Genomic DNA, 15,156 nt, shown 5'->3' with positions numbered 1-15,156 from the left:
CTGCTGAATGACGAGGCCTTTTGATGTCTGGCGGCTCGACGGCCGCACAGCCTTTGTGACCGGCGCGGGCGGAGCGATCGGCGAGGCGGTGGCCGGGGCACTCGCGGATGCCGGTGCCTATGTCCATTGCGCGGATATCCGCGAAGAGGCCGCGCGCGCCGTGGCGGAGCGCGTCGGGGGCACGGCGGTCGCGCTCGACGTATCGGATGCCCGGGCGGTGCGGGCGGCGATCGATGCCGCGGCGGCGCCCGGCAACCTCCGGATTGTTTGTAATCTCGCCGGCATCGCCGGTCGTTCGCAGCGTGTTATCGATCTCGACGAAGAGGCGTTCGACGCGATGTTCGCGGCGCACTTCGGCGGTGTCCTGAGCGGATGTCAGGCCGCGGTGCCGCATCTCCGCGCCGCAGGCGGCGGCGCGATCATCAATATGAGCTCCGAGGCAATCGATATCGCGCCGGCGACGATCGCGAGCTACGCAGTCGCCAAGGCATCGATTTCGGCGCTCACCAAGATATTGGCGGCCGAGGTGGCGGGTGACGGCATCCGGGTGAACGCCGTCGCGCCAAGCTTCATTCCGAGCGAACTCAGCCTTGTCCGCTATGCGAACGATCCCGAAGGACGCGAGCGCTATCTCGACTGGTGGCGCGCGAAGTCGCCGCTCGGCGCGCTCTGCTCGGTCAACGATGTCGCGGCGCAGATTCTCTATCTCGCCAGCGATGCGGCCTCATATGTTACCGGCCAGACACTGCGTACCAACGGCGGAATTTCGATGCCATGGTGAGCGCGCATGTCCTTACGCTGGCTCGCCGCCCGGAAGGGATGCCGACGGCAGCGGATTTTTCGATCGAAGGCCGGATTCTCGATTGTCCGCCCCATGGGTTCATCGCAGAAATTCTCTACGCGTCGGTCGATCCGGCGATGCGAACCTGGATCAGTGGCGAGGATACGTACCGCGCGCCGGTCGCGATCGGCGAGCCAATGCCGGCCATTGCAATCGGCAGGATCGTGGCGAGCCGCGCCGATCGCTTTCCGTTGGGTGCTTTTGTTCGGGGCCCCTTCGGCATCGCCAGCCATGCTGCGAGCGGCGGCGAGCAGGTCGCGGTGCTGCCCGCCGGATCGCCGGAAGCTTTGCCGCACCATCTGGGCGTCCTCGGCATCAGCGGGCTCAGCGCCTGGTTCGGGTTGACCGCCCAGGGCGGCATCAAGGCAGGAGACCGGGTTCTTGTCAGCGGTGCAGCGGGGGCCGTCGGATCGGCCGCGGTGCAACTCGCCCGCATTGCCGGAGCGGAAGCGGTCGGCGTTGCGGGCGGAACCGACAAATGTGCGTGGGCAGCGGAATGCTTCGGCGCGCCGGTCCTCGACTACCGCTCCGGCGATCTTGCCGCGTCGATCAAGCAGATGATGCCCGAAGGCGCCGACCTCATATTCGACAATGTCGGAGGCGCTTTTCTCCAGGCGGCACTCGAAAATCTTGCCAAAGGTGCGCGGATCGCCGTGTGCGGCGGGATTTCACAATATAACAACGACACGCGCCATGGGCCGTCCAACTATCTGAACCTCGTCGTCCGCCGGGCGTCGATGCACGGCTTTCTCGTGCACGATTACGCCGCCGAATTTACCGAGGCAGTCCGGCGCCTTGCGCGCTGGCATCATGAGGGTCGTCTCGTCGGCGTTGTGGATGTGGAGCCCGGTCTCGAAAATTTTGCCGGCGCGCTCGCCGGTCTCTTCAGCGGCACTAATCGCGGCAAGCGGTTGCTCGCCCCCAATCCGGAGCTTCTATGATCGACCGTTTATCCCTCTCCGGCCGACGTGCCATCGTGACCGGCGCTGGCGCCGGTCTCGGCCGCGCGACGGCGACGCTTTTCGCCGAAGCTGGGGCCCATGTACTCTGCGTCGACCGGGACGCCGGGGCCGCAGGCGAAACCGCTTCGGCCATCGGGGGCTGCTTCGCTGCGGTCGATGTCGCCGATCGCATGTCCGTGCAGAAGGCGCTGGCATCCTTTGCCACCGGCGGTGTCGATATCCTTGCGAATATTGCGGGCGTGGCGAGCTCGGGCGAACGCGTCGAAGACATGGACCCCGCGCGCTTCGAGGCGATCTTTGCGATCAATTTCAAAGGCACGCTCAATTGCATTCAGGCGGTGCTGCCGTCCATGACCGCGGCGCGGCGCGGCGCCATCATCAACATGGTGTCGTCCGCAATCGATCTCGCGATCCCGACCAACGCGAGCTATTCGATTTCGAAAGCCGCAGTCGCCATGCTCACCAAGGTTCTGGCCAACGAGGTGGGCGCCGACGGCATTCGTGTGAATGCCGTCGCGCCCGGTTTCGTGCCGACTGGACTCTCGATGGAAGCCGCGGGACCAGCTGTGGCAGATCGCGCGGCCTATCTCGAACGTTGGAGCAAGAGCGCGCCTCTCGGGAGGGTGGGAACCCCCGAAGACATCGCGCACCAGTGCCTCTACCTCGCGTCCGACGCGAGCGCCTTTGTAACCGGGCAGATTCTACGCGCCAACGGTGGGATGACAATGCCCTGGTGAGTTGACGCCCAAAAATAGATACGATACAAAGTGTATCATAAATAGGAGAGGTGAAATGCGGATCGGTTCAATCGGCGGCCGCGCCTGGCTTGTGACGGCCGACGGGCAGGGTGTCGACATTGCAGAAGCATCCGATGGGCGGTTCGCGCCGGACCCGCAGGCGGTCTATGACATATGGGACGAATTGCGCATCTGGTCCGCCGAATTTCCGGTGGATCGCCTGGTCCATGTGGACCCAGCGCGTTTCGACCTTCCAGTTCCGCGGCCACGCCAGGTTTTCGCGATCGGCGCGAACTACCGGGCGCACGCCGCCGAAGCGGGGGTCGCGCCGCCCGAGCAGCCCGTCATCTTCACCAAATTCCCGAGCTGTCTGACTGGTCCGAACGATGCGGTCTCGATCCGTCACGAACGCGTCGATTGGGAAGTGGAGCTTGTCGTGGTTATGGGCCGGAAGGCGCAGAATGTGCCGTCCACGGCGGCTTGGGATCATGTCGCCGGGCTCGCGGTGGGACAGGACATTTCCGAACGGAGCATCCAGCGTCTCGGTCCCATGCCGCAATTTTCTATGGCGAAGTCTCTGCCCGGATTCGGGCCCATCGGCCCGCTGATCGTGACACCCGACGAATTTGCAGACCCTGACGATCTCGAACTCGGCTGCGCTGTCAATGGCGTCACGATGCAGAGTTCGCGAACCAGCGACTTCATCTTTTCAATCAGCGAACTGGTCGAATATATCTCGCATCTCGTACCGATTTACCCCGGCGATCTGATCTTCACCGGGACGCCAGAAGGCGTCGGCGCAACGCGAAAACCCCCAATCTTTCTGAAGCCTGGCGATATCCTGACCACTTGGGTCGAGGGCATCGGCACGCTCGTCAACCCCATCACCGAGGAGCAAGCCGCATGAAGGTCGCCCGCATTTCCCGCGAACGTACGATTGAGGTTGCCGAGATCGACGAACCCGAACTCACTCGCGACACGGTCAAGGTGCGTGTCGAACGCTGCGGAATCTGCGGAACCGACCTCGTTGCCAGGACCAGTTCCAATCCCCGCTGGGCCGTGGGCAGCGTGCTCGGGCATGAAATTGTCGGCACCGTCGCCGAAGTGGGTGCGGCGGTTTCCGGCTGGACGGCGGGTGACCGGGTCGCGCTATATCATGGAAGCCCGTGCGGACAGTGCGAGATGTGTTCCACCGGGCGCGACTATCTTTGCCTCGACCACCTCGATGCCGCGCTCGGCCATGGCGTTGCGCAGGGCGGTTACGCCGAGCATATCGTTGTCGGACCGAACCTGCTCCATCGCATCCCTGACAGCCTGAGCTTCGATCAGGCCGGAATTGCCGAGCCGCTCGCGATAGCCTTTCACGGCGTGAACAAGTCGGTCGCGAAGGCTGGCGATGCCATCTGCATATTGGGTGCCGGGCCGATCGGCGCGATGACGGCTGCGGCCTTGAAGGCCCGCGGCATCCTCGACATCGTTTTCGTCGATCCCAACCCGGCGCGCCGCGCGCTCGTCGAAAAGTCCGGCCACCGCGCCGTCGACCTCGCCGTCGTGAAAGAGGAGGGCGCGGCTGCGCTTGGCGAGCGCCGGCCGACGGCGATTTTCGAATGCACGGGCCACGTAGAGGCTGCGGGGCTGGCGGTCGAACTTGTCGCTTACAATGGACGGCTCGTGCTGCAGGGGGTGCCCAAGGCGCCGGTGCTGATCTCGCAATATTCGGTCGTGCAAAAGGAAGTCGAGATCGTCGGCTCGGCGAGCTGCACGCAGGAGGAGATGGAGGAGGCGATCGGCCATCTCGCCGCCGGACGCGTGCGCGCCGAGGATATCGTGACCGCGGTCGTTCCGCTCGAGGAAGCAGACGCCATGTTCGACGCGCTGCTTGATCCAGTGGGCGAACAGCTGAAGGTGCTGATCGCGCCGAACATGACGCGGGCCTGAGGAGAAAGCAGATGGGTATTGCGGAACTGGGCCATGCCGGCCTTCATGTCGAGGATATCGACACCATGCGCGATTTCTACGCGCGCGTCCTCGGCCTGACCGTGACCGACGAGGCGCCCGAACTGGGAGCGACCTTTCTGTCGTCCCGGCCCGAGGTCGAGCATCATGAGATCGTCCTCGCGAAGGGACGGACAGCGCCGCGCGACGTCAAGCTGATCAACCAGATCAGCTGGCGCGTTGCCGACCTGCCTTCGTTGCAATCGCTCTACCGCGCCATTCTCGACTATGGCTCGCCGATCCGGATGGTGATTACCCATGGTAACGCCATCGGCGTCTATTTCTCGGACCCCGAAGGCAATCCGAACGAAATCTACTGGCAGACCGGCATCGACGTGCCGCAGCCTTTCGGTAAGCCGATCGATCTCATGATGAGCGCTGAGGAAATCATCGCCGAGAATGCGCGATTGATTGCCGAAGACGCTCCGACACATTGAGCGCAGGCGATGGCAGGATATGCGCCGACAATTGACGATCAGGCCGCCGGGCGGCTGCCTGACGGTGCGCGCGCATGGGCGCTCTATGAGGGCGTGCGGACGCCCTATGTCATCCTGATCAAGGTTTATATCTTTATCCCATATCTCGCGACCGTGCTCGTCGGAGACCCGGTCAGCGGGCAGGCGCTCGTGGCGAAGCTTGCCATGGCTTACGGGCTTTTCGCCGCGCTGACCGCGCCGCTGCTAGGCGCCGCGATGGACAGGGCGGGGCGGCGCATGCCCGTGCTGGCGGCAATCACGATTGCGATCATTCTTTGCTGCGCCAGCCTCTGGTGGGCGACGCCCAGCGGTCTCGGGCTGGGTGTGACCTGCGCGATCATTTTTATGGCAGGTATCTTGTTTGCCTACAGCGAAGTGTTGCATAATTCGCTGTTGCCCTTCGCCGCGCCGCAGGATCAGACGTCGGCGACGTCGGGGCTGGGCCTTGCTCTCGGGAGCGCGATTTCGGTGGCGCTCCTGGCTTTCGTTCTCTGGGCTTTTGCGCTTCCGGCCAAGATGTCGGCCCCTTGGCTTCCCGCTGCGCCGCTCTTCGGCCTGTCGGCTACGGCGCACGAAACCGATCGGATCGTGGGGCCGTTGGTCGCGGTCGTGTTCGCATTGGGCTCGCTTCCCCTGTTTCTTCGTGGTCGCGATGCGCCGCGCGGCGCGGGCGGTGGGATCAGTGACAGTCTTGCACAGCTGAAACTCACATTGAAGAGCCTGTCGTCGAACCGGCCGATGGCGACTTTTCTTGTCTCGCGTATGATCTACACCGACGGGCTAACCGCTATCCTGCTCTTCACCGGCATATATGCTGCCGGCGTGATGCGCTGGAGCGCGATCGAGCTGACTGCGCTCGCAATCATCGTCAGTTGCTTTCTCGCAATCGGGGGGCTCGTTGGTGCGCGGCTTGATCGGCGTTTCGGACCGCGCCGCGCGATCCAAATCGAACTCGCCGTCGTCATTATCGGCCAGATGGCGCTGATCGGGATCTCGCCAGATCGGCTTTTCTATTCCCATTATTCCGGGTCTCCGGTCTGGGACGGCCCGATGTTCACGCAGTTGCCCGAGCTCGCATTTATTTTTTTCGCCTGCATCAACGCGGTCGGTATCTGCGGCTGTTACGCTTCGAGCCGTTCAATGCTGACGTCTTTGGCTACGCCGGGCACCATAGGCAGCTGGTTTGGTCTTTATGCACTTTCTGGCACCGTTACGATCTGGCTGGGATCGGCCTTCATCGGGATTGCCACAAGCCTGTTGGGAAGCCAGCAGGCGGGGTTTGCAGCCCTCGTCGCTCTATTGGTGGCCGGCTGGGCAGGAATGTTTGCGGTTCGGGAACCGCAAACGATCTGATCATCTGCTTTTCCCGCTTAGTACCGCAAAGCTGCCAGTCCGCTGTTATGGGCCAGCGGCTGACATCAGCCATTAGATCACTCTTCTGGTAAGATCGGCAAATTCGCACGGAAAGACGACTACCCACATTCAGGCTTCATGATATCAGGCGAGGTTTATAAGCGACTGGAATTTCTTTCTGATGTCCCTGCACCCGCAGCCAGATCATCGTTTACGACGATCCTCTTTCGGCGTTTTCTCCGATCCCGACGCCATGGCCAGCGCTCTGGGCGGGCTGGATCGAGGTGCTTCGGGCCCTCGCCCTGTAAAGGGGGCGGCCAATGATTTTCGTGCCATGTTCGCACGCGCGATGCTCGGGGAAGTGGACGTTGGGGTCGGGAAATTCGCGCAAGGCCAGCCGCAGCGCGCCGAACTGAGCAACGCCCACACCTTCATGTTCCCTACCGAACCCGGGCTTGTCCGGCGAGTGTCGGGCCGAATGCTCAGCGGAAACCACCTCATCCATTTTCGGCCACAGGCCGAGACCGTCACGACGTCTCCGCGGGGAATGGCGTGGGCATTCGGAATTCTCGTCATACCGGCAGACGTGCTCGCCACCCACGCTCCGGCGCTCGCGGGCTTCGATCTGGTGCGGCCGCTACAGAATGACCGGATGTTTCAAGTTCCGGAGGACGCGATGGCGCGACTGGTGGCGTTAATGAATGATGCCGCGCGGATCGCGCGCGACAAGCCGTGGATCATCGAGGCGACCGAGCCGGCGCGGGCGTTGGCGGGAACCGTCATCGACGCGTTGCTGCTGGGTCTTTCGCGCGGCGAGCTTCGCCCCGACCGCGGTGCGCCCGAACGGCATCGCCGCATCGTTGCACGTTTCGAGCAATTATTGCATGAGCAGCCGGAGGACATGTTGTCGCTGACCGCGATCTGCACCGCAATGGGGGTCGCCGAGCGGACGCTGAACCTCGCCTGTCAGGAATTTCTGGGGCAGAGCGCTGTCAGCTACGCGCGCGGGCGCCGGCTCGATCTCGTGCGGCTGACGCTGCTGAGCTCCGATCCTTCGACAACGCAAGTGACCTCGGTCGCGATGCAATATGGTTTCTGGGAACTTGGCCGCTTTGCCGGCGCTTATCGTCTGCGCTTCGGCGAGCGTCCGTCGGAGACGTTGCGACGCAGCAGCTGACACGGCTTGGCCCGATCGCAGTTGTTCCATGCCGGAATCGCATAGCCGCATAATATGCTCTCGCCTTATCGGACCGCCGAAGGTGAAACACCCTGAGGTCGAACGATCTGGATGATCGAGACGGCGGTCTCCGGGCATCGCGGCGGCGCTTGCCATGAACCGCGCACCTTGACGCAGCAAAATGCCGGCAAGGGGAATCCATATGCGCGATCAACATCAACGCCTTGAGCGGAATTATGCGCGGGCAGTGCGCGCTTCGACGTCGATCGCCGCCTTGGCGATCGCGCTAGGAATGATCGCCGGCCCCCTCGCGCAGGCGCAGCAGCTCATGCAGGGAGGCGGCGGCCCCACCGGCGGCATTGCGGGCGGCGGCGGCGGCCGCGGAGGCAGCGGCGGTGACGGGACGGGCAGCGGCGGCGTCGGCGGCTCTGGCGCAAGCACACCGGACGGGTCGGCACAAAACGGCGGCAGGGGGACCCATCCCGCGAACGGCGCAGCTGGCGGTCAGGCTGGAGTCCCGAACGACATCGCCGCGGGCGGCGGCGGTGGCGGTGGTGGCGGCGAGCGCACCAGCGGTCCTTTCACCAGGGCGGGTGCCGGCGGCACGGGCGGCGGCGGGGGCAATGTCGATGCTACGACCGGCTCCTTTTTGCTGGGTAACGATTATCTGGGATCGACCGGCGGCAACGGTGTGGGCGGTGGAGGCGGCAGCGGCGGCGGCGGCGGTGGCAGCGGCGGCCTCGTCCTGACCGGATCAGCGGTCAATCTGACGACGGGCGGCTATGCGGTGACCGGCGGAACCGGCGGCATCAGCAACACTGGCGGCGGCATTCTCGGCGCCGGCGGCGGCGGCGGTGCGGGACTGGTGTTGCTCGATGGCGGCGCGGTGACGATTTCCGGTGGCTCCGCGATCGCCGGCGGAGCCGGCGGCAACCAAGGGTCCGACGGCGGCGGCGGCGGGGCCGGACTGTTCCTTTACGCAGGCGGGGCGCTGGCCAATCAGGCCGGCACCATTCGGGGCGGCGACGGCGGCGGCGGTCTCCTCACGGCGAGCGTTGGCGGCGATGCCGGGGCCGGTGTCCTCAGCAATCTCGGCACGATCGGCAATCAGTCCCTGATTGCCGGCGGCGCCGGAGGCAATGGAACCTCGCTGGGCGGCCGGGGGGGCATCGGAATCGCCGCGTGGGGCGGCAGCGTCGACAACAGCGCGGCGGGCACCATCCTCGGCGGTGCGGGCGGGACATTGCGGAATGCGGGCGCCTTCATGCGGGCCGGCGACGGCGGCGCGGCTGTGCTGTTTCTGGACGGGCAGGCGGCGACCCTGACCAATGAAGGCACGATCGAAGGCGGCGCTGCCGGCGCGACGCCCTTCGGGGACAACGTGGTTGGCGCTGGCGGCGTCGGCATTCGCGGCGCGGCGACGGGCAATATCTCCATCGTCAATTCAGGGACGGTCACCGGCGGCTTGAATAGCCGAAACGCCGTGCGCTCAGCGGCGATTGCACTGTTCGGAAACGACAATCGCCTCGAATTGCGCAGCGGCTCGACGATCAACGGCGACGCCCTGGTCTCGGGAGGTTCCAACAACGCGCTCGTACTCGGCGGGTCGATTGATGCCGTTTTCGACGTGTCGTCGATCGGCGGGACGCAGCAGTATCGCGGGTTCGATGTTTTCGAGAAGACCGGTTCAGGCACATGGACGCTGACGGGGGCCGGCAATCAGAATTGGTCGATCACCGGCGGATCGCTGAAGGGCGACACCAACAGTATTGCAGGGAGTCTGATATTCTCCGGCGGGGCCGGTGCGCGCGGTGTCGTCTTCGATCAAGCCTTCGACGGCTCATATGGCGGCATAATCGTAGGCAACGGCTTGGTGACGAAGCTTGGCTCGGGCGCGATGACGCTCACTGGCGTCAGCGACGTCGGTCAGAATTTCACCGGCGATGTCGAGGTCCGGGGCGGGGCGCTGGTGCTGAACGGTGTATTCGGCGACGCCGCGAACAACGCCGCGAACCTTCATGTCGGCAATGGCGCGGAGCTGGGCGGCAACGGCACCTTCTTGGGCAATGTCAGCGTGGCCGATGGCGGCATCGTGCGACCCGGCGCCAGCGCGGGTACGCTGACCCTTGCCGGCAATTTCGCGCTCAGCGGCGGGTCGATCCTGAATTACGAACTTGCCCAGAGCGGCGTCGTCGGCGGCGGGATCAACGATCTGGTCGTCGTTGGCGGCGACCTCACGCTCGACGGCACGCTGAATGTGACCGCGTTAGCCGGCTTCGGAGCCGGCTATTATCGGCTGATCGACTATGCTGGCACCCTCACGGACAACGGCGTGGAGCTCGGCACGACGCCGACAGACTTCACCGGCTCGCTGCAGACCGGCATCGCCGGGCAGGTCAATATCCTGTTCAATGACGGTGCGCAGCGGGTGCAATATTGGGACGGCAGCGATGCGACCGGCGGGTCGGACGCCGCGACCGGCGACGGCGGTGCGGGTGTGTGGGGCACGGGCAGCACCAACTGGACCGCGGCCAGCGGTTTCGGCGTCAACGATGGCTGGGCCGGGCAGGTCGGCGTGTTCGCGGGCAGTGCCGGCGGCGCAGTGGCGGTCGACGGTATGCAGAGTTTCCAGCATTTGCGCTTCGATACTGCCGGATACGCGTTGCAGGGGGGCTCGCTGGCCACCACCGGCGGCTTCTCGATCGTCGAGGTGAATGCGGCGACGGCGAGAATCGACTCTTTGATCACCGGCAGCGCCGGGCTCACCAAGACCGGCACGGGCACGCTGACGTTGGGCGGCGTCAACGGCTATGCTGGCCTCACCACCGTCAGCGCGGGCAATCTGTCGCTGGCAACCGGCGGCTCGATTGCGGGTGCGGTGCGGAACGATGCCGGCTTCGTCAATGCGGGGATAGTGAGCGGACTGGTGACGAACGCCGGCACATTGGCCTCGACCGGCACGCTGAATGGCGGGCTCGTCAACCGCGGCACCGCCAGCCTGTCCGGCGCTCTCAACGGCGCGTTGGCAAATAACAGCGGCACGGTCGCGCTCACGGGTGCACTATCCGGGGTTACGCGCTTGACACAGACAGCTGAGGCCAGCCTCGATCTCGCCGGCTTCAATCTGGCAATTGGCACGCTCGAAGGCGCGGGCAGCATTGCGCTCGGCGGCGGCACGCTGTCGGTCGGCAGCTCGGGGGGCAGCTCGACCTTCGACGGTACAATCGGCGGTGGCGGTGCCGTGACGATTGCGGCCGGCAGTTTCCAGGGCAGAGGCACGATCGATGCCGCTATGACCGTCGCGGACGGTGCGCGGCTGATTGGCGTGCAGGGCAGCACCCTTTCGCTAGGCTCGCTGGTGCTGGGTTCGGGATCGCAGGTCGACGTGACGCTGGGCGCATCGTCGAGCGTCGCGCTGTTCGATGTTGCCGGGGACCTCACGCTCGACGGCACACTCAACGTCAACGCGACCCCGGCGTTCGGTGCGGGCGTCTATCGCCTGTTCGATTACGGCGGCACGCTTACCGACAAGGGTCTCGACCTCGGAACGGTCACCGGCGCCTCACGAGACAGCCTGTCGATCCAGACCGGTGGGGGCCTGGTCAATCTGGTCGATACCAGCGGCGCCGAGCTGGTCTTCTGGGACGGCGGTGATGCCGGGCTTCACAACAATGGCGCAGTCGACGGCGGCAGCGGAAGCTGGACCGCCGGCGGCACGGCGTGGACCACGGCGAACGGCGGCGTGAACAGCGCCATGACGCCGCAGCCAGGCTTTGCCGTGTTCCAGGGCTTTGGCGGCACGGTCGCGATCGACAATCGAGCGGGACAGGTCTCGGCGACCGGCATGCAGTTCGCGGTTGACGGCTATACCGTCGGTGGTGGCGCCCTCGCGCTCGCGGGTGACCGCGCAGTGGTGCGCGTGGGCGACGGTACCGCAGCGGGCGCGGCGTTCACCGCCAACATCGGCGCGTCGCTGACCGGATCGGCGACCTTGGTCAAATCCGACCTCGGCACGCTCGTCCTTAGTGGAGCCAACGACTACACAGGCGGTACCGTCGTCGAGGCTGGCACGCTGGTCGGTGACACCGACGCGTTGCGCGGCAACATCGCCAACAGCGGCACACTCGTCTTCGATCTGGCGAGCAGCGGCACCTACGCGGGAATCGTCACCGGCACGGGGACCACGATCAAGGCGGGAATTGGTGGTCTGACGCTTACCGGTGCCAACGCGACCGATTGGCAAGTCAGGGCTGGCAGCCTGATATCGACCTCCACGCTGTTCACCGGCAATGTTGATCTGGCGCTGGGCGCGAACTTCGTCTTCGACCAGGCGGGCGAGGGGGATTATTCCGGTTCGATCACCGGCAGCGGCACCATGATCGTGCAGGGTGGCGGCGCAATTCGCTTCGACGGAGATGGGTCGGCTTTTCAGGGCACCACCAACGTGGGTCAGGGTCAGATGCTGGCCGTGAACGGCACGCTGGGTGGCACGTTAAACGTCGCAGCGGGCGGCCGCGTTCAAGGCACGGGCACCGCCGGGTCGGCCAACATTGCCGGGACGATCGCACCGGGTAACTCGATCGGTCGGCTCAACCTTGCCGGCAACCTCGCCTTCGCCTCGGGAAGCATCTACGAGGTCGAGGCAGACGCGGCAGGCACGAGCGACAGGATCGTCGTCGTCGGCACCGTCACGATCGACACCAATGTCGGCGTCGCCGTGCTGGCGGCGGACGGCAACTATGCCGCCAACACCAGCTACACGATCCTGACCGCGGCGGGCGGCGTCACCGGCACTTTCGGCGCCGTGACCTCGAACCTTTCATTTCTGACTCCGACGCTCAGCTATGCAGCCAACGCCGTAACGCTGAACCTTCGCCGCAACACGGTGGATTTCGGCTCGGTGGCCCAAACGGTCAATCAACATGCGGTCGCCCCGGCGGTCCAGGCGCTGGATATGGGCAATGACATCTATGACGCCGTGGTTGCGCTCACTGCGCCGGAGGCGCGCAGCGCTTTCGACCAGCTCGCGGGTTCGGATTTTGCCAGCGTGCGCGGACAATTGATCGAGGACAGTCGCTTCGTGCGCGACGCGATACTGGCGCGCGGCGAGACAGCCGGCAGCACGGGGATGGCGCTCTGGGGCCGCGCGCTCGGAAGCTGGGGCAACAGAGACGGTGACGCAAATGCCGTTGGTTATGATCGTGATCTGAAAGGCCTGCTCACTGGGTTCGACGGGTCGCTGGGGCCGAATATCCGGGTCGGCGCGGCGTTTGGCTATGATTCCACCACCCTCAGGACCGCGCGCGCCGAGCATGACATCGACACCTTCCATACCGGCGGCTATATTCTCGGCAGCTACGGCATGGCCTCATTCCAGGTCGGCGGTGCCTATGCCTGGAACGATGTCCACGCGTCGCGGCGGGTGACCTTCGGCACCCTCGATCAGGCGCTCTCCAGCGACTATGCCGCGCGAACCCTTCAGGCGTTTGGCGAAGTCGCACTCAAGGGCGAGGTTGGCGGCATGATGCTTCAACCCTTCGCGGGGTTGGCACATGTCACGTTGTTCGATGCCGAGGTCGATGAGCAGGGCGGCAGCGCCGCGCTCCAGGGGGGCAATGGCAAGGAGCGGATGACCTACGGCTCGCTGGGAATACGCACGCGGGCAAATCTCGCGGCGGGTGATTTTGCCCTTCGCTTTGCCGGATCGGCCGCGTTGCGCCACGCCTTCGGAAATCGCGTGCCGACTGTTGATCTGGGTTTCTCCACCGGGCAGGCGTTCAGGATCGTCGGCACTGGGATCGACCGAAACAGCATCTTTGTTGATGTCGGGCTCGAAACCGATCTTGGACGCAATATTGGCCTGAGTATTGGCTACATTGGCAACTATGGCGATCGCACTACCGATCACGGAGGGCGTGCATCGTTTAGTTGGCGCTTCTGAGGTCAGCCAGGGAGGCGTGGTGGATCGGAAGTCTGCTTTCCTCGATTTTTGTCGGAAGGCCGACGGTCAGCTAGCGGCCATTTGCGACCGAAGGCACCCTTCTTGTAGCAACTGGCGCAACCCGCCTCTCGTCCCGGCAGTCGACGTTTTCGACTGATGGATATCACCTCGCCGCGTCCGTTGCACGGCCGGTCAACATCGCATTTGGCGTGCTGCCGTGCAGCGCGGCACGGGCAAGCATTCTGGTTCGCTAGGAGTTTTCATGCCCAGACCATTCGCCTTGATCGCCGCGCTGTGCCTTGCTGGCGCAATACCGCTCACTGGCCCCGCCGCGCAGGCGCAAGAGGCAGCGCCTGCCACTTCGCTTGTTGTTGGAGCCAAGGTCTATGATCAGAACGGCGAAGAAGTCGGCCAGATTGCCAAGATATCCGGAGACAGGGTTGCGGTGTCGATCGACGGCAATGGGCTGGTGGTCCCGAAGAATGCTTTTGTGAAGAGCGGGAAGGGCCCGGCGCTGAAAGCCCCGAAGGCGAAGATTGTCGCCGTCCTGAGGCAGGCCGAGGCCGATGCGGCGGCGATCGACGGTGCATTGAAGCCGGGTGCCGAGGTGCGCAGCGCCGACGGTGCCACGGTTCTCGGAAAGGTCACGGCAATGGCACCTCAGGGCGCGGTGCTGACGACCAGCGAGGGGAATATTACCATGCCGCGCGCCGCATTTTTCCTCTCGTCGAAAGGGCTTGCGATGAAGGTCGAAGAAAAACAGTTCCTCGCGGGTGTCAGGGCGGCGCGGGCGCAGAAGAAGGGCGGTTAGGGATAGGGGCTCGCTGAAATAGCGTGGGACGCCGAGGAGACCGAAATCATGGCGATCAAGCGGATGGATAATATGGGAATCGTCGTCGAGGATCTCGACGCTACGGTCGATTTCTTTCTCGAACTGGGCCTCGAGCTCGAAGGGCGGGCGACTATCGAAGGTGAATGGGCGGGCCGTGTCACGGGTCTCGGCGACCAGCATGTCGAAGTTGCGATGATGCGCACCCCCGACGGCCATAGCAGGCTCGAGCTCTCCCGCTTCCTGAGGCCGTCCGTCGTCGCGGACCACCGAGGCGCCCCGGTCAACGCCCTCGGCTATCTCCGCACCATGTTCGCCGTAGACGACCTCGATGACACCCTGGAACGGGTCCGCGCGCGGGGTGCCGAGCTCGTCGGCGAGGTGGTCGATTATCAGGACGTATACCGGCTCTGCTACATTCGTGGACCCGGAGGGCTTCTCATCGGGCTTGCCCAGGAACTTGGCTGAGAGTTGCCGGGCCCCATCTGCTATTTTATGCGCAAACGCGCATGTGCTAGGATCGGGCAAACACATCGGAGTCGCAGCGATGGGAAGCAATGCCGACCATGACCTTTGGGGTCAGGTGCTCGCCCTCGAAACACGATATCGCGATCGCGGGCCTGCAGTCATTACGGATAGGATTCAGGCACTTCGCGCGTCCGGAGAGCATCGGGAAGCCGAATTCTGGTCGCAAGTTGCCGAATGCTTGAACGATCTCCATGCAATCCGTTATTTTGGCGGAGGTACGTCGGCCGCCCCGCCGGCAGTCCCACCTTCGGGTCCGGCCGCGATAAGGAACGCGCAGACGCAATTCTGACCGCAGCGCCGGGACATATTCGCCACTT

At 64.6% G+C, this 15,156-nt stretch carries 12 protein-coding genes; all 12 read left to right on the top strand.

Annotation, left to right across the window (positions count from 1 at the left end; all coding sequences use genetic code 11):
* Positions 1 to 7 precede the first annotated feature (7 nt).
* Positions 8 to 781, top strand: a complete 774-nt coding sequence (locus tag ASD73_RS23285; RefSeq protein WP_056373022.1) for an SDR family NAD(P)-dependent oxidoreductase — start codon at positions 8 to 10, stop codon at positions 779 to 781.
* Entirely contained in the window at positions 775 to 1,782 is a 1,008-nt protein-coding gene (locus ASD73_RS14095) for an MDR family NADP-dependent oxidoreductase (protein ID WP_056373021.1), read from the top strand. The genes ASD73_RS23285 and ASD73_RS14095 overlap by 7 nt, the downstream gene beginning before the upstream one ends.
* A 35-nt stretch (positions 1,783 to 1,817) precedes the next feature.
* Positions 1,818 to 2,540, top strand: a complete 723-nt coding sequence (locus tag ASD73_RS14090; protein WP_200961044.1) for an SDR family NAD(P)-dependent oxidoreductase — start codon at positions 1,818 to 1,820, stop codon at positions 2,538 to 2,540.
* A 55-nt stretch (positions 2,541 to 2,595) separates the two neighbouring features.
* Positions 2,596 to 3,447, top strand: a complete 852-nt coding sequence (locus ASD73_RS14085) for a fumarylacetoacetate hydrolase family protein (protein ID WP_056373019.1) — start codon at positions 2,596 to 2,598, stop codon at positions 3,445 to 3,447.
* Positions 3,444 to 4,478: a zinc-dependent alcohol dehydrogenase gene (locus ASD73_RS14080; RefSeq protein ID WP_056373018.1), complete on the top strand. Its 1,035-nt coding sequence runs from the start codon at positions 3,444 to 3,446 to the stop codon at positions 4,476 to 4,478. Before ASD73_RS14085 ends, ASD73_RS14080 begins: the two co-directional genes overlap by 4 nt.
* An 11-nt stretch (positions 4,479 to 4,489) precedes the next feature.
* A complete protein-coding gene (locus ASD73_RS14075) occupies positions 4,490 to 4,972 on the top strand; it encodes a VOC family protein (RefSeq protein ID WP_056373017.1) in 483 nt (160 codons plus the stop codon).
* A 9-nt stretch (positions 4,973 to 4,981) separates the two neighbouring features.
* On the top strand, positions 4,982 to 6,364 hold the full coding sequence (locus ASD73_RS14070) for an MFS transporter (RefSeq protein ID WP_056373016.1): 1,383 nt from the start codon (positions 4,982 to 4,984) through the stop codon (positions 6,362 to 6,364).
* 181 nt (positions 6,365 to 6,545) lie between these two features.
* Positions 6,546 to 7,541 carry a helix-turn-helix domain-containing protein gene (locus ASD73_RS14065; RefSeq protein ID WP_082521546.1) on the top strand — a complete coding sequence of 332 codons (996 nt, stop codon included), beginning with the start codon at positions 6,546 to 6,548 and terminating at the stop codon, positions 7,539 to 7,541.
* A gap of 202 nt (positions 7,542 to 7,743) precedes the next feature.
* Positions 7,744 to 13,482: an autotransporter outer membrane beta-barrel domain-containing protein gene (locus ASD73_RS14060; RefSeq protein WP_056373014.1), complete on the top strand. Its 5,739-nt coding sequence runs from the start codon at positions 7,744 to 7,746 to the stop codon at positions 13,480 to 13,482.
* 280 nt (positions 13,483 to 13,762) lie between these two features.
* Positions 13,763 to 14,293, top strand: coding sequence for a hypothetical protein (locus tag ASD73_RS14055; protein ID WP_056373013.1), 531 nt, complete (start codon positions 13,763 to 13,765; stop codon positions 14,291 to 14,293).
* Between the two features lie 48 nt (positions 14,294 to 14,341).
* Positions 14,342 to 14,779, top strand: coding sequence for a VOC family protein (locus ASD73_RS14050; RefSeq protein WP_056373012.1), 438 nt, complete (start codon positions 14,342 to 14,344; stop codon positions 14,777 to 14,779).
* A gap of 79 nt (positions 14,780 to 14,858) precedes the next feature.
* Positions 14,859 to 15,128, top strand: a complete 270-nt coding sequence (locus tag ASD73_RS23560) for a DUF6961 family protein (RefSeq protein WP_443027969.1) — start codon at positions 14,859 to 14,861, stop codon at positions 15,126 to 15,128.
* Positions 15,129 to 15,156 lie beyond the last annotated feature (28 nt).

Source organism: Sphingopyxis sp. Root154, from assembly GCF_001427105.1.
Classification (GTDB): Bacteria; Pseudomonadota; Alphaproteobacteria; order Sphingomonadales; family Sphingomonadaceae; genus Sphingopyxis.
Note: the sequence above shows the minus strand (reverse complement) of the source record. Positions and strands in the feature narration are given on the sequence as shown.

Bases quoted from the DNA above. Each gene is read 5' to 3' on its own strand.
- ASD73_RS23285 (WP_056373022.1), top strand. From the start codon at position 8: ATGACGAGGCCTTTTGATGTCTGGCGGCTCGACGGCCGCACAGCCTTT.
- ASD73_RS14095 (WP_056373021.1), top strand. From the start codon at position 775: ATGGTGAGCGCGCATGTCCTTACGCTGGCTCGCCGCCCGGAAGGGATG.
- ASD73_RS14085 (WP_056373019.1), top strand. From the start codon at position 2,596: ATGCGGATCGGTTCAATCGGCGGCCGCGCCTGGCTTGTGACGGCCGAC.
- ASD73_RS14080 (WP_056373018.1), top strand. From the start codon at position 3,444: ATGAAGGTCGCCCGCATTTCCCGCGAACGTACGATTGAGGTTGCCGAG.
- ASD73_RS14075 (WP_056373017.1), top strand. From the start codon at position 4,490: ATGGGTATTGCGGAACTGGGCCATGCCGGCCTTCATGTCGAGGATATC.
- ASD73_RS14070 (WP_056373016.1), top strand. From the start codon at position 4,982: ATGGCAGGATATGCGCCGACAATTGACGATCAGGCCGCCGGGCGGCTG.
- ASD73_RS14065 (WP_082521546.1), top strand. From the start codon at position 6,546: ATGTCCCTGCACCCGCAGCCAGATCATCGTTTACGACGATCCTCTTTC.
- ASD73_RS14060 (WP_056373014.1), top strand. From the start codon at position 7,744: ATGCGCGATCAACATCAACGCCTTGAGCGGAATTATGCGCGGGCAGTG.
- ASD73_RS14050 (WP_056373012.1), top strand. From the start codon at position 14,342: ATGGCGATCAAGCGGATGGATAATATGGGAATCGTCGTCGAGGATCTC.
- ASD73_RS23560 (WP_443027969.1), top strand. From the start codon at position 14,859: ATGGGAAGCAATGCCGACCATGACCTTTGGGGTCAGGTGCTCGCCCTC.